Genomic DNA, 20142 nt, shown 5'->3' on the forward strand with positions numbered 1-20142 from the left:
TGTTATGCAATTAGATTGAATACTTATTTTGGATTTTTTTATGTCATTACCGTCTTTTTTATCTATGTATCAGCAATTGATTGCTGCACCTTCAATTAGTGCCATGGATGAGTCATTGTCTATGAGCAATAAAGGGGTGATCGATTTATTAGCTACTTGGTGTACAAGTCTTGGATTTGAATGTGAAATTACTGAGTTGTCGGGCCCTAAAGGTCGTTTTAACTTACTCGCAAAACGTGGCCAGGGAGATGGTGGTTTAATGCTTGCCGGTCATACCGATACAGTCCCATTTGATGATAGTCGTTGGAACTATAATCCGTTTAAATTAAGTGAAGATAACAATAAATTATATGGTCTAGGCAGTATTGATATGAAAGGTTTTTTCGCTTTTGTATTACAGGCAATCAGTGAACTAGATAAGAATATTCAAACACAGCCAATTTTGATTCTAGCTACTGCCGACGAAGAAACCACCATGGCCGGTGCACAGCAAGTTTGTCAGCATAAAAACTTAAAGCCAGCTCGGTGTATTATTGGTGAACCTACTGATATGACGCCTGTTTTCACACATAAAGGACATATGAGCAGCGCGATTCGCGTAGTCGGTCGTTCCGGACATAGCTCTGATCCTGAACGTGGTTTAAATGCCATTGAAGTGATGCATAAAGTTATTGCAAAACTGTTAACTTTAAAAGAGCAATTAAAGAATAAATATGCAGTTGAGCATTTTGTTATTCCTTACCCTACTTTAAATCTAGGACACATTCATGGTGGCGATAATGCAAATCGCATATGTGGCTGCTGTGAAATGCATATTGATATGCGCCCTTTACCGGGTCTAAGTGTGCAAGAACTGCAAATGATGCTGTTAAAAATAGCTACAGAGATCAATAACCAATATCCCGATTCAGTCAGTGTGATGGATATGCACGAGCCAATCCCCGCGTTTACCGGCAGTACTGATTCGGCATTAGTTAAACTGGCAGAAAAAATATCAGGAGAGCAAGCAGTTGCAGTGAACTACTGTACTGAAGCGCCATTTATTCAACAATTGGGCTGTGAAACGATTGTGATGGGACCGGGTTCAATTAATCAGGCTCACCAACCCGATGAATTTTTGGCGATGGAAAAAATTAAACCATCTCAACATATTATCACTGAAATGATCAGAACATCGTGTTTTAGCTAACAAAGAAAGTGCTGCTTGCGTTATCCCCACGCAATCTGGGAATAACGCAACTGTTACTGCTCAGTCCATGTATTTACTAAGGTATTTCTTAAATACAGGATCTGTTTTAGCCAGCTCTTTTTGCTCAGCAAGTATATCTTTTAAAATACTCTCTGATGTCAGCGGATTTGCAAGTACGACTCTGAATACCACTGTAGGTTGATGATCATACTGCGCGGGAGTTAAACGGGTACGGGATACAAAGGAACGACCGGCTTCACGTTGACGTTTTTGCATACTGGCAGTAAAACGATTTAACGAGGCAAAGATATCCAAACGCGTTTGTTCATCTGCTTGAGCTATTTTTTGTTTTATCTGTTTTGGCACATAACGGTATGTCAGTAAACATAACTCAGGTTCTGAGATCAGCTCAAAGTCATCATCTGCTTTCACTAAATCAGCAAAGTAGCGGGCTTTTTCAATCCCTTTATCTATTAAGATTTCGTAGCCTTTACGGCCAATAACGCGTAAGCAAGCATGCACTAACATCGCCATACCAGGACGACTACCTTCAAGCGTATGACTACCTAAATCTTTTGATCCTTTACGTAAGATGTATTCTGCATGATGTTCTATAGCATCCGTAGCTGTAGGATCTTTAAATAGCACTAACCCAGCGCCCATTGGCACATACATTTGTTTATGAGCATCGACGGTAATTGAATCTGCTCGCTCAATGCCTTTCAGTAACGAGCGATATGTATTAGAAAGCAGCGTAGCTCCTCCCCATGCTGCATCGACATGAAAATGGCAGTTGAGTTCAGCGCTTAAATCAGCCATAGCATCAAGAGGATCAATATTGCCAGTTTCAGTCGTGCCGGCTACCCCAACAATCGCCATCACTTTTATACCTTGCGCTGCTAGCTCATGGGCTTTGGCGCGCATTGCATCAACATCAACCTTATTGTTATCTGCAGTTTTAATGGCAATAAAGTTATCACGACCAATGCCAAGTAAATCAGCTGATTTTCCTAGCGAGTAATGGCCACGTTCAGAAATAAGTACTGCAAGGCCTTTATATCCATAATGCAACATGGCACTGATCAAACCTTGTGAACCAATCCCTTTAAATTCGCCGTCCGCTTTCAGTAAGCGATTACGAGCAATCCACAATGCGGTAATATTGGCGATTGTGCCACCCGAACAAAACGCACCTAGCGACGTTTTCGCACTGTGCATCCATTTGCTATAAAAACTGTCATCTTGCCCGTATGCCAAATGATGCATCATACCAAGCACTTGGCGCTCAAGTGGAGTAAATGCTTTGGAGGTTTCTATTTTTACTAAGTTTTGATTAAGACCAACCATCAACTTAGAAAGTGGCAATACAAAATGCGGTAATGCTGACGTCATGTGCCCAATAAAGCTTGGCGCAGCGGTATGCACTGAATGAGCGACAAGTTGCTCCATAATATCTTGCGCATAAGCAGATACAAAAGTCGGATCTTCTGGGATTGCTGCCGATTGAAAATCTTTTTCAATCTCATGCAATGGCTTTTCAATTGCCGCTATGTTCTCATTCAAAAAACCTGCTAAATTGCTTGAGATCTCAAGTTCGATTTTACTCAAAGTTGAGTCTGGTGCTTCAGGCACAGTAAATATACGCATCAGAGTTTCTTTAGAGGCGACGGCACAACGCTTTTGATCCATCTTTATACCCAGTAAATGTAGCTTTGTTTAGCTGAAGATCCATCTCTAGGAACTCCATTACTAATAACGCCAAAACTACAATGATTCCACGAAATGCGTTAACTCTACTGTAATAGAGTTGAAATGTCTCGTATAAAGCCACAAAAGTAGCCAATTGCATGACAAATTAATGATAATTTGATTAATATTTATCATTCAAATAACTAACTATATTTTTATAGGCGATACAGCCTTTTTTTGTATAATAGAAGGGCTAATAAATCAAGGAAGAGCATGATAAATACAAATTTACGGACAAATTGGATAATCGCGGGTTTCATGCTGTTTTTTATCAGTTTATTGAGCTATATCTATTACACCTACAACAGCACTCGTAACGATATTATGCACAGCGTTGATACTCGATTACTCAATGCGGCATTAAGCGTTAAGCATATGCTTGGTGATGAATACCATCAAAAAATCAATGCAGGCCAATATATATCATCAACCGAATACCAACAAAAAAGCCGGCAACTTTCAGAGTTTGCTAATGCGTTAAATATCGCTTATGTATATGCCATGGTTTTAAAAGACGGTAATGTACATTTTAGTGCATCGAGTTACACTCAGAACGATCAAAATACCGGTAAAATCACCCAATTACTCGATCTATACCCTGAAGCAACTGCCGCTAATATTGGCGCGTTTTATTCAACAGAGCCAGTGTTTGAAATTTCAAAAGATCAATGGGGGCATTTTAAAACAATTTTTGTCCCTTTTGTCGATGCCAATGGAGTCACCTATTTAACTGGGGCCGATATCACCATATACGATCTCAATCAGCGATTAGCGCAAAGTGTATCTAAAGCTGCGGGCATGGCTATGTTTTTCTTTTTTATTGCTCTGTTGGTTGCCGGTATTTATGTGTATTTATTGAAACGTGCGATTTCAACCGATACCAGTAGTGGCTTTGCCAATCATATTGCACTTGAATATTATATTAAAAACTCCCCTAATCATCATCTGCAACTTGCTGTTATTTGGGTAAATGAAGTTGAAGATATAAGCAGTTTTTATGGTACAGAAGTAGGCGACCGCGTTATGAAAAACTTGTTGCAACACTTCAAAAAGCGCCGCCCTGCGGGTAGCCAGATGTTTCGTCTAACGACCAACAAAATAGTCCTCATCGCTCCTTTTGGTAAAGATAATGCAGGTTTTCTCGAGGTGATCCAAGCTTATAATTGCAGTACCCCATTACTTACCGACCCTTTTATATACATCACCTTGTGCGCAGGCATCGCCAGTGGCAATAAATCAATGTTACTTGAAAATGCTCATATTGCCGCATTACAAGCTAAACAAGGTCGCCGCACTGTGATTAATTACTCAAGCGCACTCCATGATGTAAAAAACCAATATCAGTACAATGTAGCAATGGCAAAAGAAGTGCGTGAAGCATTTGAGAACAATAGAATTGTGCCTTATTTTCAGGCAATTTATGATAATGAAACGAATGCCATTATTCAGTATGAATGTTTGGCTCGCATGATCACCTGTCACGGGGAAGTCCTAAAACCAGAATCATTCTTAGATGTCGTTAATCGCTCTCGCATGGATGGAATGCTCACCCGCACAATGCTCACACAATGCTTTGCACGATTTAGAAAAACCAGTACGTGCTGGAGCATCAATATCACAGCCCAAGATATGCTTGACCCAAGCCTTGCTGAATTTTTAGAAAACGAATTTAAACGCTATCCACTACCGAGTAATATCACCCTAGAACTATTGGAAACCGAAGCTATCGCAAATTTTTCTGAGGTAAAAGCATTTATAACCATGGTTAAAAATCGTGGTGTACGGGTAATAATTGATGATTTTGGTACAGGTTATTCGAATATATCTAATGTACTAAAATTAGAAGTAGATGGCATTAAGCTTGATGGTAGTTTGATCAAGCAAATTATCAACGATAAAGATATTTATTTATATATTGAGCATATTGCCAGCTTTGCTAAGCAACTCAACTTACAGCTAATTGCTGAGCATGTAGAGAGTAAGCCTATCGCCAACGCGCTTAAAAAAGCTAATGTGACACTAATGCAAGGCTATTACTTTGCCGAGCCTGTGCCACATATTACTGCAAATAAAAACCAACCGTATCCAATCTCTTAACCTAAACTCAGGTTAAGAGATTTACGAAAACATTAAGTTATAAAATACTTAATTTTTATTTCGAGCCAGGATCTAAATTAATTACTAAACGGTGACTTTGTTGACCACTTGCCCAATATTTACGTTCAAATGGCGTAACTGCCAAATCATTTTGATAAAGCTCTACTGTGCAGTCATGTCCGGTGAGTTTGAGTGCTTGAGCAAACTCTTTCACATAAATATCCCAATTGCTGCGAACTTCTAACAGCCCACCTAATTTAACGATAAATGGAAAAATAGCAGCGCCATGCCAGCGACGTTGAATATGCTTCGCTTTTGGCCACGGATTTGGATACAGCAAATAATGATGTGTGGGTTGCCAATTAGCCGCCACTGCGAGTCGCCAAAAGTCATTTAAATCGGCTTGCACTAAAATGTACTGACCTGAATCGGTTTGTTTATATTCAATGTCATGCTTATCTAAACGATGCGATGACTTATCAATACCTATAACTAACGCATCAGGATGTCGTTTCGCTAAATTAGCGGTGCTTTCACCTACCCCACAACACGAATCTAAAATAATGGGCCCATTAAAAGCCTGCACTTTTTCATTTACTTGATCAAACGCCGTTTGCGTATGAGCTGCAATGGGTTTTTTAAACTGGGCAGCTAAATGCTTATTAACTATATCATCCAGCTTTTCATGTAAGCCTTGTTGATTCGATACAATACTTCGTGAATTTGCATCACTCATTAGTGTCTTAACCCCACACCTTTTTTAATTAACGTTAAAGCTAATATAAATAAGGCTGTAATAAATAATAACAACACGCCAAATGCGACCGTTAAATCAACATCCGACACGCCTAAGAAACCATACCTAAAGGCATTAACCATATAAATAATTGGATTAACCTGCGATACGCCTTGCCAAAACTCTGGCAATAAAGTGATTGAGTAAAACACACCACCTAGATAGGTCAATGGCGTTAAAATAAAGGTCGGAATTATACTGATATCGTCAAAGCTATTAGCATAAATAGCATTGATCAAACCGCCTAAAGCAAATACCGCAGAAGTTAAAATTACTGTCGCGATGATCACAAAAATATTATGGATTTGAATATCCACAAATAATAACGACACACACGTAACAATTAATCCCACCAGCATGCCACGGGTCATACCACCGCCCATATAGCCAAGCACAATGATATAATTAGGCACGGGTGCAACTAACAGCTCTTCAATACTTTTTTGAAACTTGGTTGAATAAAAGCTTGATGCCACATTAGAATACGAATTAGTGATCACCGACATCATGATAAGACCCGGCACAATAAACTCCATATAACTAAAGCCCCCCATATCACCAATACGAGAGCCTATAAGATTACCGAAAATCACAAAGTACAAACTCATAGTGATTGCCGGTGGTACGAGTGTTTGTACCCAGATACGCAAAAATCGAATGCACTCTTTAAACCATAAACTCTTTAAGGCTACGCCATATTTAAACATCTACTTGCCCCGCCCTTGCTCTAGTAAACCTACAAACAACTCTTCTAATCGGTTAGCTTTATTACGCATGCTAAGCACGGTATTGCCCTGCTCGGTTAATGCTGTAAATACTGCATTCAAGCCCTGTGATTTGGCTACTTCAACCTCAATAGTATGATCATCAGCCATAGTAAACTTATAACCATCAAGCGTAACGGTAACCGGCTGGACAGGCTGTTTTAAATCAAGAATAAAGGTTTCTTTATCTAGTTTGGCAAGCAGTGCTTTAATGGTGGTGTTTTCAACGATAATGCCGGAATCAATAATCGCGATATTTTTACACAGCAGTTCGGCTTCTTCTAAGTAATGGGTGGTGAGAATAATCGTCACCCCCTGCTCATTAATTTGTCTTAAAAAATCCCACATCGAACGGCGTAATTCAATATCTACACCGGCGGTTGGCTCATCTAAAATTAGCAGTTTTGGTTCATGCATTAACGCGCGAGCAATCATTAAACGACGTTTCATGCCACCTGATAGTGTTCGTGCTTGTTTGTCTTTCTTTTCAAGTAAGCCTAATTGCGCTAAATATTTATCCGCTCGTTGATGCGCCACCTTACGGGGAACTCCGTAATAACCCGCTTGATTTACCAGTATTTGCGTCAACGTTTCAAACTGGCTAAAGTTAAACTCTTGTGGCACTAAGCCTAGTTGTGATTTAGCGGCTTCTAAATCTGAATCTATGTTGTGACCAAACACCTCTACTAAGCCTTTGGTTTTATTAACCAATGATGAGATCACCCCAATGGTAGTTGACTTACCCGCGCCATTTGGGCCTAACAAGGCAAAAAAATCACCTTCATATACTTTTAGATCAACGCCTTTAACGGCTTCAACACCATTTTTATATACTTTGGTAAGGCCTTCAATATTCAAAGCCAATGCTTTACTCATGATTTACCCTCCCCATAACCCCAACGTTTAGTTAGTGTGTGTGCAATATTTAAATGATCTAAAATACGTGCAACCATAAAATCAACTAAGTCGTTAATGGTTTGCGGTTGATGATAAAACCCCGGTGCAGCTGGCATAATTGTTACCCCGAGCTTTGCGAGCTTTAGCATGTTTTCTAGATGGATTTCACTAAATGGCGTTTCTCGTGGCACTAAAATTAACTGACCACGCTCTTTAATCACGACATCAGCGGCGCGCTCTAATAAATTATCAGAGGCCCCCATCGCTATTGCAGAGACCGAGCCTGCACTACACGGGCACACGACCATTTTTTTCGGCGCTGCAGAGCCAGACGCCACAGGGCTAAACCAGTTATCTTTACCAAATACTTGTAACTGCCCTGGCTGTGATTTAAATAAGCTACTTAATTGTTCTGTGGCTTTATCTTCATTGGCTGATAATTTAATGTTTGATTCTGTATCTAGCACTACACGCGCCGCGCTTGAGATCAATACATACACGCGAAACTGCTGCGCGAGCAATACTTCAAGTAATCGTAAGCCATATGGCGCGCCTGACGCACCACTAAAGGCCAGCGTTATGGTTTCTTTATATTGCACTGTCGCTCCGGTTTATTGCTGGATAAATTTATGCTGCAAAGCTGTTATCAATGTGTCGTGGAGGCCATTAAAGCCACCATTACTCATGATTAAAATATGTTGCTGCGGTTGCGCTTGGGAGACTACTTGTTCAACGATCTCATCGGTATTATTCAAGCATAACATACCAGCCTGTTTGGCTTGCTCACTTAACGACCAGGTTAAATTATCTGGCTCGAATAAATACACATCATCAGCATCAGCTAATGACGCCAATAACGTATGTTGATGCACGCCCATTTTCATAGTGTTTGAGCGCGGCTCTAATATCGCAATAATTTTTTCATTGCCTACTTTTGCACGCAACCCAGCAAGCGTTGTATTGATAGCTGTTGGGTGATGAGCAAAGTCGTCATACACTTTAATATTGGCAATATCGGCTTTTAGCTCCATCCTGCGTTTAGGACTAATAAATTCCCCTAACCCTGCAATGCTATGTTCAATTGCAATCCCGACATGGCGCGCGGCAGCAATCGCCATAATAGCATTTTTAACATTGTGCTCACCAAACGCTTGCCATTTTACTGAGCCTTGGTATTCATCATTGAGTAACACTGCAAATTCACTGCCATCGGCATTAATCAGCTCATATCCCCAATCAGCGCCCAGTGTTTCACTTTCGCTCCAACAACCTTGGTTAATCACATCTTGCAGAGCACAGTCTTGTTGTGGCCAAATAACTTTGCCGCTACTTGGTAGTGTACGCATCAAATGATGAAATTGCTTTTTAATAGCGTTTAAATCTTCAAAAATATCAGCATGATCAAACTCAAGATTGTTTAAAATCAATGTGCGCGGTAAGTAATGAACAAACTTACTGCGTTTATCAAAAAACGCAGTGTCGTATTCATCAGCTTCAATAACAAAAAATGGCGTTTCGCCAACCCGTGCCGACAAACCAAAATTTTGCACGATACCACCGATCAAGAATCCTGGCTTTAAACCCGCAAATTCTAAAATCCATGCCAGCATACTTGCAGTGGTGGTTTTACCATGAGTTCCAGCAACCGCCAGTACCCAGGAGTTTTGTAATAAATTATGCTTTAACCATTCAGGGCCGGAAGTATACGCTAAGCCCTTGTCCAATACATATTCAACACATGGGTTACCACGACTCATTGCATTGCCAATAATCACCATATCTGGTGCAGGTTCTAACTGAGAGACATCATAGCCTTGGGTTAATTTAATACCAAGCTCTTCAAGTTGCATGCTCATTGGCGGATATACGTTTAGATCCGAGCCCGTGACTGTATGGCCTAGCGACTTAGCTATCGCTGCAATACCACCCATAAAGGTGCCGCAAATGCCTAAAATATGAATATGCATATTATTCCTTTGCCGCCACACATAGCTTACGCAGCGCTAAAAAATAGATAATAGATGAGGTGCCATAATGCCAAAAATAGCGTTCAGTTACCATTGCCATCTAACACAACACTTGTGCTAAATAACAACGAATAAGTATATAAGTTAAATAATTCCCTTACTTATGCTTAACCGCTCAAATGTAGATGTAATTACAGAGCCTCGCTGGAAAGGTCGCTTATCGATGGGTGCAAAATACACTTTCTAATTTAAGGTGCATTTGGCTTATAAAAAACGCCTTAGCTCATTGAGTTAAGACGTTTTTGTTTATCTTTTATAAACCTAGCGTTACATCATCAAAAAGACAATTAAACCCACACCCAATAATAATCGATAGATAACAAATGGCATCATCCCCATACGTTCGATTATTTTTAAGAACAGGAAAATACACGCATACGCAGAGAGAAACGATAAACCGGCACCTAAAATTAATGTTGTCCAATCAACTATATGATCCCCTAATGCCAGCTCAATGGTGTAATACAAGCCCATCATTGAGATCACTGGAATTGCGAGTAAAAATGAAAAACGCGCAGCGCTTTGTTTATTCATCCCCAGCATTAAACCGGCGGTCATAGTAATACCCGAGCGTGATGTACCTGGGATCATCGCCATCGCTTGCGCCATACCGATCATCAGTGCTGATTTCCAAGTTAATTGATAAATTGTTTTAGTTTGCTTACCTTTTACGTCGGCATACCAAAGTAATAAACCAAACAAAATAGTGGTGATTGCAATTACCCACGCACTGCGTAAATAGAGCTCGATTAAGTCTTTAAAAATTAAACCCAGTACAGCGGCTGGTATAGTGCCTAAAATAATCCACCAGCCAAGCTTACTGTCATCTGTTGCACCTTGTGCACCAAATGATTTAAACCATGCAGTAAGTATTTCGACAACTTCTTTTCTGAAGTAAATTATAACGGCAATCAGCGTGCCTACATGCACAGCAACATCAAAGGCAAGGCCTTGATCTTGCCAGCCAAGAATTTGTGAAGGGAGAATGAGGTGAGCTGAGCTTGAAATAGGTAAAAACTCAGTTAATCCCTGGATCAGGGCTAAAACAATAATTTCGATAATACTCATGGGTTAGTAAACTCCACCTTCCATAGTTTTTGCTTGGGGTTGTTGTAAGTATCCCACAACTGAGCGATTGTTTGCTTTGCTGTAGGATGATAAAAATCGGGAGCTATTTCTGCCAAAGGCTGAAGAACAAAGGCATTCTTGGTGATTTCATCACGGGGTAACTGTGCAGGAGAATCACACACTACATCATCGTAAAACAGTAAATCTAGATCGAGTGTACGCGGACTAAATTTTTTATCATTATTTGTACGACCATTCTCTCGTTCAATCTGTTTGAGTAACTGACATAACTGGGGAAGCGGTATCTGTGTTTGTGCACCAATGACTGAGTTGTAAAAGTTATTACCTGCAAAGCCAACTGCTTCGCTTTCAAAGACACTGGAATGCTCGAATTCTATAAGGTGTGCTTTTAGGGCAATTAACGCTTGGCGGATATAATGTTCTTTATCAACATTAGAGCCAAGGCTAATATAAATTTGCGCCATCTTAACGTGCCTTGAGTCGGGTAATTTCAACACCTACAGTGCGTGCTTGCGCGACGGCTGCGGGTTTACTAACTCGAATGGTAACTTGTGTTGTAGCAAACTCGGTTAAAATGATAGCCGCTAGTTGCTCTACTAAGGTCTCCAATAACTCAACAGGCTTTGCTGTCGTGTGCGCGATTACTCTCTCACTTACCTTTGCGTAATCAAGTGCTAAGGCAATGTCATCGGTTTTTGCTGCGGGTTTAATATCACACAGCATCTCGATATCAAAATACAAACTCTGTTTAGTTTCTTTTTCAAAATCGTACACGCCTATGATAGTGTCAACATGTAGTTGCGATATAAAAACCTTATCCATAACTGCTCCAACTGGCAAAAACTTAAAACTCATTGACTTGAGTCTACATCGGCTATAATTTGCATTTATAGCCTTTATACACTTTAACTGTGTTTTATTATGTAAAAATTACCCATACAATAGCCTATAGGTACATCATGTAAAAATTACCCATATGATATAAGCGTATAGATACATTATGTATCTGCTATTTGAACCACGAAAAGTATGAATGCAATTTTTGCGGCCAATGATAGCCGAAAAACTGCGATTAAAAAATAAGGAAGCGCGTGATAGCCGTTTTAATGTTAGTTTTAGCCTATTTACTCGGGTCGATTTCATCAGCCATTCTAGTGTCTCGGCTGTTTAAACTACCCGATCCTCGCAGCAATGGCTCAAACAACCCAGGCGCAACTAATGTTTATCGTCTTGGTGGCGCTGTTCCAGCCTGCTTAGTCTTAGTGTTTGATATTCTCAAAGGGACTATTCCTGTCTGGGGCGCTTATTTTTTACAACTTGAACCACTAATGCTGGGATTGATAGGGGTTGCTGCATGTTTAGGACATATGTTTCCGGTATTCTTTCACTTTAAAGGCGGTAAAGCAGTTGCAACTGCGTTTGGAACATTGCTACCCATTGGCTTGTTGTTAGGCGGGTTATTAATTTCAACCTGGGTGGCTGTTGTTGCTATTACACGCTATTCGTCACTTGGGGCATTAGTCGCCGTTTCTTTAGCGCCATTATACACTTGGTGGATCAAACCGCTTTATACCTTACCAGTAACATTTTTAACTATTTTGATTATCTTTCGCCACCACGCCAATATTAAACGTTTATTTAGTGGCAAAGAACCTAAAATTGGTGACAAAAAAACGCCACCAACTAAAGATGATAACAATACTTAAATTTAAATAGCCTCTAAACTATCTATCGGCCAACGTGGTCTCGTTTTCATATCAAGGCTGGCAAACTGCCCAGCCTTTAAGCGCTGCATACCCGCATAGGCGATCATGGCACCATTATCAGTACAAAACTCTGTGCGCGGATAATAAACCTGTCCTTTCATGCCTTGCATTACCCGCTCTAGTTGCGCACGTAGCTTTATATTGGCGCTTACACCACCGGCAATTACTAAGCGATTTATACCCGTTTGCTTTAAAGCACGCTTACATTTAATAACTAATGTATCAATAACTGCGGTTTGAAACGCATGAGCGATATCTGCTTTGGTTTGCTGATCATCGTCATTATTACGAATAGTAATTGCAGCCGCCGTTTTCAAGCCGCTAAAACTAAAGTCAAGGCCCGGTTTATCTGTCATTGGTCGTGGGAAAATAAAGCGCTTAGAAACACCTTGCTCAGCAAGTTTAGCTAACCGTGGCCCACCTGGGTAATCTAAACCAAGTAACTTAGCTGTTTTATCAAATGCTTCACCTGCGGCATCATCTACCGATTCACCCAATACTTCATATTGACCAATCCCAGCGACTTTAACCATCATGGTGTGTCCACCTGATACGAGTAAAGCAATAAACGGAAATTCAGGCACGTTTTCTTCAAGCATGGGCGCCAGTAGATGGCCCTCCATATGATGCACCGCCACTGCTGGAATATTCCAACCATAGGCAAGTGAGCGTCCAATTGAAGTACCCACTAATAATGCTCCCACCAGTCCTGGGCCTGCAGTGTAAGCAATACCATCGATATCTTCAGATCCGCAACCGGCCTGTGCAAAAGCAGCATCGATTAATGGCAAGGTTTTACGAACATGATCTCGAGATGCAAGTTCAGGCACTACACCGCCATAATCTGCATGCACTTTTACTTGGCTATAGAGTTGATGAGCAAGTAAACCTTGTTCATCATCATAGATTGCAATTCCCGTTTCATCACACGACGATTCAATGCCTAAAATTCGCACTGCAGTTTTCTCCCATGCCCTTTGGCACTTTTAAATTCTTAAAATAAATCTATTAACCAGAGTTTCTGGTTACTTAAAGTGTAATACCAATGTTTGTTTGTCCATCAGCGATAGCGTGTTGCTTTAACGCTTTCACATTTTCAGCTGTTACTCTGCCCATCTGCTCAACAAAATCAATTAACTCGCCTAACACTTCAATTTCGTATTGCATTAACGGATGTTCACGTACTGCTGTATTATCAGCCAGTTCACCTTCAACCGTTAATTGATATTCAATAAAACGCGCAACAGTCGCCTGAGAGATTTTACTAATGCTGATAAATTCTTGCTCATCTTTGGCAATTAAACCATGCATTAAACCTAATAAGGCAGTGGCGGCATCTATCGCTGGATAAGTACCGAACATATCAAAATCAGTGAGTTCTGGAACATTAGGCTCTATTTTCTCAATTTGCTTTTCAAGGCTTATTTTACTTTTCGGCAGTAAGATTTTTTCCCAACACAAATTAAGTGCACTACGCAAAATAGCTTCGTCACCAAATCCTGTTGCTTCACTAAATAAACCATAATTAGGTAGCATACGTTCAATTAATGCTGCTGCCAGTACCGCTTGTTGCAAATAGTTAAGCTCTCTTATACGCTGAAAATTATTCGCTTTAGTCATTATTTGGTGTCCTGCAAGACCAACAAATTTCAAATGTTGGCCCATTATGCTCGTTACAGTTGGGGCATACCCAATCAGGAGCGGATTGTTGTACTTGAGTGTAGTTTACCAATATTTGCCGCGCCTGGCGCTCTTTAATCACAAAAACCTGCACTCTCACTTGGGTTTGATCTAAAGGTATTTCGCCAACGGCTCCTTGTAAGGACTCACCGAGTAACTGACACTCAATATTGCTGTTAAGTAATAACCCTTTGACAATGTTTGCCTCTACCGCATTTGCAGCGCAATAGATTGTTAACCATTGAAATGGGGGTTGCTCTGTATTGTTGTTATTTATTTTATTTTGCAATGACAACCTCTTTTACTTTGCGATTAAATTACCCTAAGCTACTCTAAGCGAAGTAATTGTTATATAGGAAATAATCATGACCCTCACGACACCTGGACTGCTGTTCCCTGCAATTTCTTTATTGTTATTAGCATATACCAATCGTTTTTTAGTGCTAGCACAATTAATTCGTGAACTTAATGCCCGTGAAGGTGACACTATTCGACCATTAGTCGTTGCACAAATTACTAACCTAAGGAAACGTATTAGACTCATTCGAACTATGCAAGTCTATGGCGTTGCTTCTTTTTTAATGTGTACATTCTCAATGTTTGCATTATTTATTGAGTTTAAAACCACTGGCGTAATTTTATTTGGTATTAGCTTAGCCAGCCTTGCGCTATCGTTGCTAACCTCTTTATATGAAATACATATTTCATGTGATGCGATTGAAATTGAGCTTAAAAACATTGAAAAAAAACCACTGAGCAACAAGGCAGACTAAAAAACAAGCACTATACTCTTTAGCAGGATGATTAAACTAAAGGTGTAAACGTGAACGACTTTTTATTTTCAGAAAATGTCATTGAAGAGTCAGAAGCTCAGTCACCACAAGCGTTCTGGAATATCCTTGTGGTCGATGATGAGGATGATATTCACCAAGTCACTAAACTTGTACTATCTGGCTTTACCTTTGAAGATAAAGCTTTGTGTTTACATCATGCCTATTCAGCGAAAGCCGCAAAAGAATTATTGCAACAAAATCTCGATTTTTCGGTTGGTTTAATCGACGTGGTAATGGAAACTAGCCATGCAGGTTTAGACTTAATAAAATTTATCCGTGATGATATCAATAACCACGACATCCGCCTTATTCTTCGAACGGGTCAACCTGGCGAAGCCCCTGAAGAAGCGGTGATCCGTGAATACGATATTAACGATTACAAAAATAAAACCGAGCTGACGGCAATAAAAATGAAAACATTATTGTATTCAGCTCTGCGTTCACATCGTGATATTCAAATTATTGAGCGTCATAGAAAAGGCCTTGAAAAAATAATCAACGCTTCTAGCTCATTTTTAAAATGTGATAGTGTCCATGAATTTGCATCAACAATTTTATCCCATGTAACCAATGTTATGGGCTTAGATGACACTGAAATTTATTGTGCCGCAGCTGTTAACCAACAAACATCTCCTGCCACTGATTTTAAGCTACTGGCAGCCTCTGGTGTTGAGCCTGAACCTAATGCCAATATGATCCCCGAAGATGTAAAGCAATTATTTGTTGAGGCACACAATCGCAAATCATCCCAAAAAACCATGCATGACTACATTGGCTATTTTCCAACTCAGGCAGGCCTCGAAACAATGCTGTATGTACATAAAGGCTCGTTATTAGGAACCACCGATTATCAACTTTTGGAGTTTTTTGCCAACAATATTGCTCTGGCTTACGATAACCTGAAATTACGCGAAATGATGAAGGATTCGCAAAAAGAGCTATCGTACATTCTCGGTGAAGCCGTTGAAAAACGTTCAAAAGAAACCGGTTCACATGTTAAAAGAGTTGCGCACTATAGTGAACTGTTAGGTAAGTTATATGGCTTAAATAACTTTGAGTGTGAAGTGATAAAACTCGCCTCACCCTTACACGATATTGGAAAAATAAGTATTCCAGATCATATTCTCAATAAACCCGGTAAGCTGGATGATCAAGAGTGGGCCATTATGCAAACTCACGCCGAAGTTGGTTATGATATTCTAAAGAATTCGAATAACGAAATATTAAAATGTGGTTCAATCATTGCTCATACACATCATGAGAAATGGGACGGCTCAGGCTATCCTAATCAACTTGCAGGTAAAGATATTCACATTGTTGGTCGTATTACAGCTCTAGCGGATGTTTTTGATGCCCTTGGCAGTGATCGTTGCTATAAAAAAGCTTGGCCTCTTGAAGAAGTACTCGATTTGCTCAAGAAACAGAGTGGCAAACAGTTTGATCCAAAACTTGTGGACATATTTATTAACAATTTAACACTTTTTTTGGAGATAAAAGAGCGTTACCCTAACTGATAGTTGTAACAATTGTGTGAAATGCGCTTTTCAAATTGGGTACAATGGATTACTATCTATTAAAATAATATCAATTATGTTCGCCAGTAGTGCGGCTTACTTATACAAAGGACTATAAAAGTGAGATTTGAACAATTAGAGCAATTTGTAGCTTTAGGCCAGCTACGACATTTTCGCCAAGCGGCCGAAACAACAAAAATTAGTACCTCAGCATTGACGCGCAGTATTCAGACTTTAGAAGATGAAGTTGGCTATGAATTAGTCAAACGCTCGACTCGCTCCGTGAAGCTAACAACTGAAGGTGAGCTTTTTTTAGAGTACGCACAAGACACTCTAAGCAAGCTCGAAGAAACTAAAAAGCGTTTATTTAAATCCGTTAATGGCTGTGCAAGTGAAAAGCTGGTGATTGGCTATACCAATAATGCTAGTGCCATAGTGCCTATTTCATGTGGCCAATTTTTAGCACAATACCCTCATGTAAAAATCGAAATGCAACTACAAGAACAAAGTGAGTTGGTTCGTAAACTGCAATTAGGTGAAATTGATATTAGCGTTTGTTCGCAAGCAGTTAATAGTATTGGCAATGACATACACTTACCTGATCAACTTATTTTATTCGTTGCAAAAAGCCATCCTCTTGCGAATAAGAACAATCTTTGCAAACAAGATTTAAATGATTACCCTATGTATAGTTGTTTTTCACAATCAAAACAAATTCAAACTATGTTGAATGAGGCTGTCGATAGCTTAAACAAGACCAGCAGTATAAAAGTTGGCAGTATTGAGCAAGTAATGGACGGGTTGTGTAAATCAAACCATGTTGCAATTAGCAGTATTGAACATGCAAGTTCGGTCGCAGAGAATAATAATCTGCTCCAGTTAAAAACCAATAAGAACTTAGCTCATGAGCAATTGATTGTACAAACCAGCCAGCAAGTTACTGCTGACGACCCAATAAACCAGCTCCTGTCATTAATAGAAAAGACAGCGTTATCAATTAATTCTTAAGTAACAGCATGAAAACCAAGCCTAAAGCAGAACTCAGGCTTGGTTTCTAAATCTTCAGTAGTACCTTTGCATCATTTTAAGCTAAACTACGCGCCTTCCCTGCTATATAGTACAATTAATGAGCCTTAACCTGATCCCTGGACGTTATTTAACTGACATAGAAACTCATGGCTACGCCGTGATCGAAAATATGTTTGCTGAAACACTGACTAACGCGTTGATAGAAGATTGTTATCGTATCAACCCCAATTTCAAATCAGCAGGTATTGGCCGTCAGCAGGATTTACAAATAGACAAGAGCATACGCACCGACAAGACCTTTTGGTTTGATGGTAGTAGCCAAGCTCAAATTGATTATCAAAATGCGCTAGAAGATATTAGAGTAAACTTGAATCGTTATTTCTTTATGGGTTTATTTGATTATGAGTGTCACTATGCGAAATACCAGCATGGCGACTTTTATAAAAAGCATTACGACGCATTTAAAGGGCGTTCGAACCGTGTATTTACTACTGTATTTTACTTAAATACAGTGCAATCTGGTGGTGAGTTAGTGATTTACAAACCTAAAAGTAAAGACGTTGAAATCACTATTCAGCCCAAAGCTGGCACGTTCGTGATGTTTGAAAGCGAACGCTTTATGCATGAAGTACTGCCGACAATTGATAATCGCTATTCAGTTGCGGGTTGGTTTAGGAAAAACACTTCAATCAGTGGCGTTATTGATCCACCTCGCTAACACTATAGATTAAATGGCAAGGACGCCACTAAGCCAATAAAAACGACCATACCGACATAATGATTATTTAAAAAAGCTTTAAAACAATGCTCTCTATTACGACTATGAATTAGAAATTGTTGGTAAACCAAAAAGCCACATGCCACACATAGACCAAGCCAATACGGCATTGCTAATTGACTCGTATAACCAATTAAAGCCAACAAACCTATAAATACACCATTTAGCGCAAAAATAATGATTCGATCGGCACTACCAAACAATATCGCTGTAGACTTTACGCCAATTTTCAAATCATCATCTCTGTCTACCATGGCATACATAGTATCGTATGCCGTAGTCCACGCAATATTAGCGATAAATAACAACCAGCCAAGCAGTGGGATATTATCTGTTGCAGCCATAAAAGCCATCGGAATAGCCCAACCAAAAGCTGCACCTAGCACTATTTGCGGTAAATTAGTGTAACGTTTCATAAATGGGTAGCTAAATGCCAATAGCAATGCCCCGACTGACAATAATATGGTTTGCCAACTGAGTAACAACACCAGTATGAAAGCAATTATGATAAGCAACAAAAATAAGCTTAATGCTTCGCCACTACTCACCAAGCCAGAAGCTAAGGGTCTTTGTGCTGTGCGTTTTACCGCGCCATCAATTTTACGATCTGCGTAATCATTAATAACACAACCTGCGCTGCGCATAACAAATACACCAAAGCTAAATACCACAAAATTAAGTAGGCTTGGCATACCATCACTTGCAAGCCACAATGCCCAATATGTAGGCCATAACAGCAATAAAGTACCGATAGGCTTATCGGTGCGCATTAACTGCTTATAATACGGTATATGAGCAATGTGTAAGGCAGCAAATTTCATAAATATAGATAAGCCTCTGGTAAAAATATTTCAGCTACTAAAAAACGGCTTTGCGCCAACGAAAAAATACTGCGTCGCCCCCACAAGGGTTTTGTAGCTGCAGAGTATTGGCTAACAAGCTGCTGTACTGGGTGCTGACAATCAAAACGTGCTATTTCAATTTCGGTACGTTTTAAGTCCGGATGTTGAAAAATAACATCACCTAAAGGCCGATTACCCAGTGCCAATAATTGCTGTTGTTGCATATCATCGGTGGCAGGCAGCCAGCTTTGTGCGTATACCATAGGGATGCCATCACAAAGCAGCAAAACTTCACGATTAATACCAATACGCTTTGAACAATCTAGTAATTGTTGTTGTGAAATACTCAGTTCAAACTCTTTCTCACTAAGCACTTTTACAGAGAATTCACCACACTGTGTTTTTAATTTAGCCGTCAGTGAGTTGGGTTCAAGTAGCCAGTCTTGCTCGTTACAAGACAAAGAATTGATTGATGTACCTAACTGCCAATCCGCAGTTACAGAAATAGGAAATGTGATCACGATAACTCTATTTAATAATAACCCTTTAAATGATACCACTGCCCGCGTCGGGGAAAAAGTGATGATTAATGAATATAATAGCTGCATCAGCCTGTATCTTAGCCATTATTACGTATAGACTAATAACAATTAATTACAGGGCTCTCTACTGAATATGAAAAAAACGCTTTACGCTGGCATATTAATTAGCACTTTCTTTATTAGCTTGTTTAGCAGCTTTGCAAGCAAAGCTGAATCAACTGTGGGCTACTTTGGTTTCGAACCCGATATCATTACCAACTATATTGGTCAGAGTAATAAAAAGTTAGGTTATGTGCGTATTACTGTAGATTTAATGCTCAGTGATATGTCAAACATTGCTATTGTTGAGCATCACACCCCGTTACTTAGAGATGCATTGGTAGAAATTTTATCAAAAGAGCCTGAAGAAAAAATTAAATCACTCACCGGCCGTGAAGAGATCAGAAAGCGTTGTGCCGAAAAACTCAAAACCCTGTTAAAACAAGAAACAGGGCAAGAGATCATTCGCGAAGTATTATTTACTAAATATTTATATCACTAAGTACTTATA

The 20142-nt window shown here is 39.7% G+C and carries 22 protein-coding genes; 8 read left to right on the forward strand and 14 right to left on the reverse strand.

The features are described 5' to 3' along the window. Positions 1 to 40: 40 nt before the first annotated feature. Entirely contained in the window at positions 41 to 1189 is a 1149-nt protein-coding gene (gene argE / locus H5154_RS11685) for an acetylornithine deacetylase (RefSeq protein ID WP_182718378.1), read from the forward strand. Positions 1190 to 1249: 60 nt separating this feature from the next. On the opposite strand, the gene panP is transcribed toward argE, so the two are convergent. Continuing rightward, positions 1250 to 2878 (reverse strand): pyridoxal-dependent aspartate 1-decarboxylase PanP, encoded by a 1629-nt coding sequence (gene panP, locus H5154_RS11690; RefSeq protein ID WP_149981384.1) that lies wholly within the window; start codon positions 2876 to 2878, stop codon positions 1250 to 1252. 273 nt (positions 2879 to 3151) lie between these two features. Between panP and H5154_RS11695 the strand changes: the two genes are divergently transcribed. Beyond that, positions 3152 to 5035 (forward strand): bifunctional diguanylate cyclase/phosphodiesterase, encoded by a 1884-nt coding sequence (locus H5154_RS11695; RefSeq protein WP_182718379.1) that lies wholly within the window; start codon positions 3152 to 3154, stop codon positions 5033 to 5035. 55 nt (positions 5036 to 5090) lie between these two features. Here the strand turns inward: H5154_RS11695 and H5154_RS11700 are convergent, their stop codons facing one another. The 8 genes from H5154_RS11700 to folB form a co-directional block, all read right to left on the reverse strand. Beyond that, positions 5091 to 5771, reverse strand: coding sequence for a tRNA (guanosine(46)-N(7))-methyltransferase TrmB (locus H5154_RS11700; RefSeq protein ID WP_182718380.1), 681 nt, complete (start codon positions 5769 to 5771; stop codon positions 5091 to 5093). Then, positions 5771 to 6538, reverse strand: a complete 768-nt coding sequence (locus H5154_RS11705) for an ABC transporter permease (protein WP_145235106.1) — start codon at positions 6536 to 6538, stop codon at positions 5771 to 5773. The genes H5154_RS11700 and H5154_RS11705 overlap by 1 nt, the downstream gene beginning before the upstream one ends. Continuing rightward, complete coding sequence (locus tag H5154_RS11710) at positions 6539 to 7471, reverse strand: ABC transporter ATP-binding protein (protein ID WP_145235104.1); 933 nt, start codon at positions 7469 to 7471, stop codon at positions 6539 to 6541. Further along, complete coding sequence (locus H5154_RS11715) at positions 7468 to 8091, reverse strand: flavin prenyltransferase UbiX (RefSeq protein WP_182718381.1); 624 nt, start codon at positions 8089 to 8091, stop codon at positions 7468 to 7470. Before H5154_RS11715 ends, H5154_RS11710 begins: the two co-directional genes overlap by 4 nt. A gap of 12 nt (positions 8092 to 8103) precedes the next feature. Beyond that, positions 8104 to 9459: a UDP-N-acetylmuramate:L-alanyl-gamma-D-glutamyl-meso-diaminopimelate ligase gene (gene mpl, locus H5154_RS11720; RefSeq protein WP_182718382.1), complete on the reverse strand. Its 1356-nt coding sequence runs from the start codon at positions 9457 to 9459 to the stop codon at positions 8104 to 8106. A gap of 327 nt (positions 9460 to 9786) precedes the next feature. Further along, complete coding sequence (locus H5154_RS11725) at positions 9787 to 10587, reverse strand: undecaprenyl-diphosphate phosphatase (protein WP_182718383.1); 801 nt, start codon at positions 10585 to 10587, stop codon at positions 9787 to 9789. Then, positions 10584 to 11072, reverse strand: coding sequence for a 2-amino-4-hydroxy-6-hydroxymethyldihydropteridine diphosphokinase (gene folK / locus H5154_RS11730; RefSeq protein WP_149981390.1), 489 nt, complete (start codon positions 11070 to 11072; stop codon positions 10584 to 10586). Before folK ends, H5154_RS11725 begins: the two co-directional genes overlap by 4 nt. A gap of 1 nt (position 11073) precedes the next feature. Then, the gene (gene folB, locus H5154_RS11735) at positions 11074 to 11430 is read right to left on the reverse strand and encodes a dihydroneopterin aldolase (protein ID WP_145235093.1); all 357 of its coding nucleotides are present in this window, start codon (positions 11428 to 11430) and stop codon (positions 11074 to 11076) included. Positions 11431 to 11699: 269 nt separating this feature from the next. Between folB and plsY the strand changes: the two genes are divergently transcribed. Then, a complete protein-coding gene (gene plsY, locus H5154_RS11740) occupies positions 11700 to 12314 on the forward strand; it encodes a glycerol-3-phosphate 1-O-acyltransferase PlsY (RefSeq protein ID WP_145235091.1) in 615 nt (204 codons plus the stop codon). Positions 12315 to 12316: 2 nt separating this feature from the next. On the opposite strand, the gene tsaD is transcribed toward plsY, so the two are convergent. From tsaD to H5154_RS11755, 3 genes are all read right to left on the reverse strand, one after another. Next, on the reverse strand, positions 12317 to 13330 hold the full coding sequence (gene tsaD, locus H5154_RS11745; RefSeq protein WP_182718384.1) for a tRNA (adenosine(37)-N6)-threonylcarbamoyltransferase complex transferase subunit TsaD: 1014 nt from the start codon (positions 13328 to 13330) through the stop codon (positions 12317 to 12319). 73 nt (positions 13331 to 13403) lie between these two features. After that, a complete protein-coding gene (locus tag H5154_RS11750; protein ID WP_149981392.1) occupies positions 13404 to 13994 on the reverse strand; it encodes a YjaG family protein in 591 nt (196 codons plus the stop codon). Continuing rightward, positions 13987 to 14343 carry a DUF2007 domain-containing protein gene (locus H5154_RS11755; RefSeq protein WP_182718385.1) on the reverse strand — a complete coding sequence of 119 codons (357 nt, stop codon included), beginning with the start codon at positions 14341 to 14343 and terminating at the stop codon, positions 13987 to 13989. Before H5154_RS11755 ends, H5154_RS11750 begins: the two co-directional genes overlap by 8 nt. 76 nt (positions 14344 to 14419) lie before the next feature. Between H5154_RS11755 and H5154_RS11760 the strand changes: the two genes are divergently transcribed. The 4 genes from H5154_RS11760 (at position 14420) to H5154_RS11775 (ending at position 18148) form a co-directional block, all read left to right on the forward strand. After that, positions 14420 to 14827: a DUF2721 domain-containing protein gene (locus tag H5154_RS11760; RefSeq protein ID WP_149981394.1), complete on the forward strand. Its 408-nt coding sequence runs from the start codon at positions 14420 to 14422 to the stop codon at positions 14825 to 14827. 50 nt (positions 14828 to 14877) lie between these two features. Beyond that, positions 14878 to 16401, forward strand: a complete 1524-nt coding sequence (locus H5154_RS11765) for a DUF3369 domain-containing protein (RefSeq protein ID WP_182718386.1) — start codon at positions 14878 to 14880, stop codon at positions 16399 to 16401. Positions 16402 to 16521: 120 nt separating this feature from the next. Next, the gene (locus H5154_RS11770; RefSeq protein WP_149981396.1) at positions 16522 to 17409 is read left to right on the forward strand and encodes a LysR family transcriptional regulator; all 888 of its coding nucleotides are present in this window, start codon (positions 16522 to 16524) and stop codon (positions 17407 to 17409) included. 118 nt (positions 17410 to 17527) lie between these two features. After that, positions 17528 to 18148, forward strand: coding sequence for a 2OG-Fe(II) oxygenase (locus H5154_RS11775; protein WP_182718387.1), 621 nt, complete (start codon positions 17528 to 17530; stop codon positions 18146 to 18148). Between the two features lie 2 nt (positions 18149 to 18150). Here the strand turns inward: H5154_RS11775 and ubiA are convergent, their stop codons facing one another. Further along, positions 18151 to 19029 carry a 4-hydroxybenzoate octaprenyltransferase gene (gene ubiA, locus H5154_RS11780; protein ID WP_182718388.1) on the reverse strand — a complete coding sequence of 293 codons (879 nt, stop codon included), beginning with the start codon at positions 19027 to 19029 and terminating at the stop codon, positions 18151 to 18153. Beyond that, positions 19026 to 19571, reverse strand: coding sequence for a chorismate lyase (locus tag H5154_RS11785; RefSeq protein ID WP_182718389.1), 546 nt, complete (start codon positions 19569 to 19571; stop codon positions 19026 to 19028). The genes ubiA and H5154_RS11785 overlap by 4 nt, the downstream gene beginning before the upstream one ends. A 154-nt stretch (positions 19572 to 19725) precedes the next feature. Here H5154_RS11785 and H5154_RS11790 point away from each other — a divergent pair, with 154 nt between their 5' ends. Then, positions 19726 to 20133: a flagellar basal body-associated protein FliL gene (locus H5154_RS11790; protein WP_145235070.1), complete on the forward strand. Its 408-nt coding sequence runs from the start codon at positions 19726 to 19728 to the stop codon at positions 20131 to 20133. The last annotated feature ends 9 nt before the right edge of the window (positions 20134 to 20142 follow it).

Source organism: Pseudoalteromonas sp. SR44-5, assembly GCF_014163675.1.
GTDB lineage: Bacteria > Pseudomonadota > Gammaproteobacteria > Enterobacterales > Alteromonadaceae > Pseudoalteromonas > Pseudoalteromonas rhizosphaerae.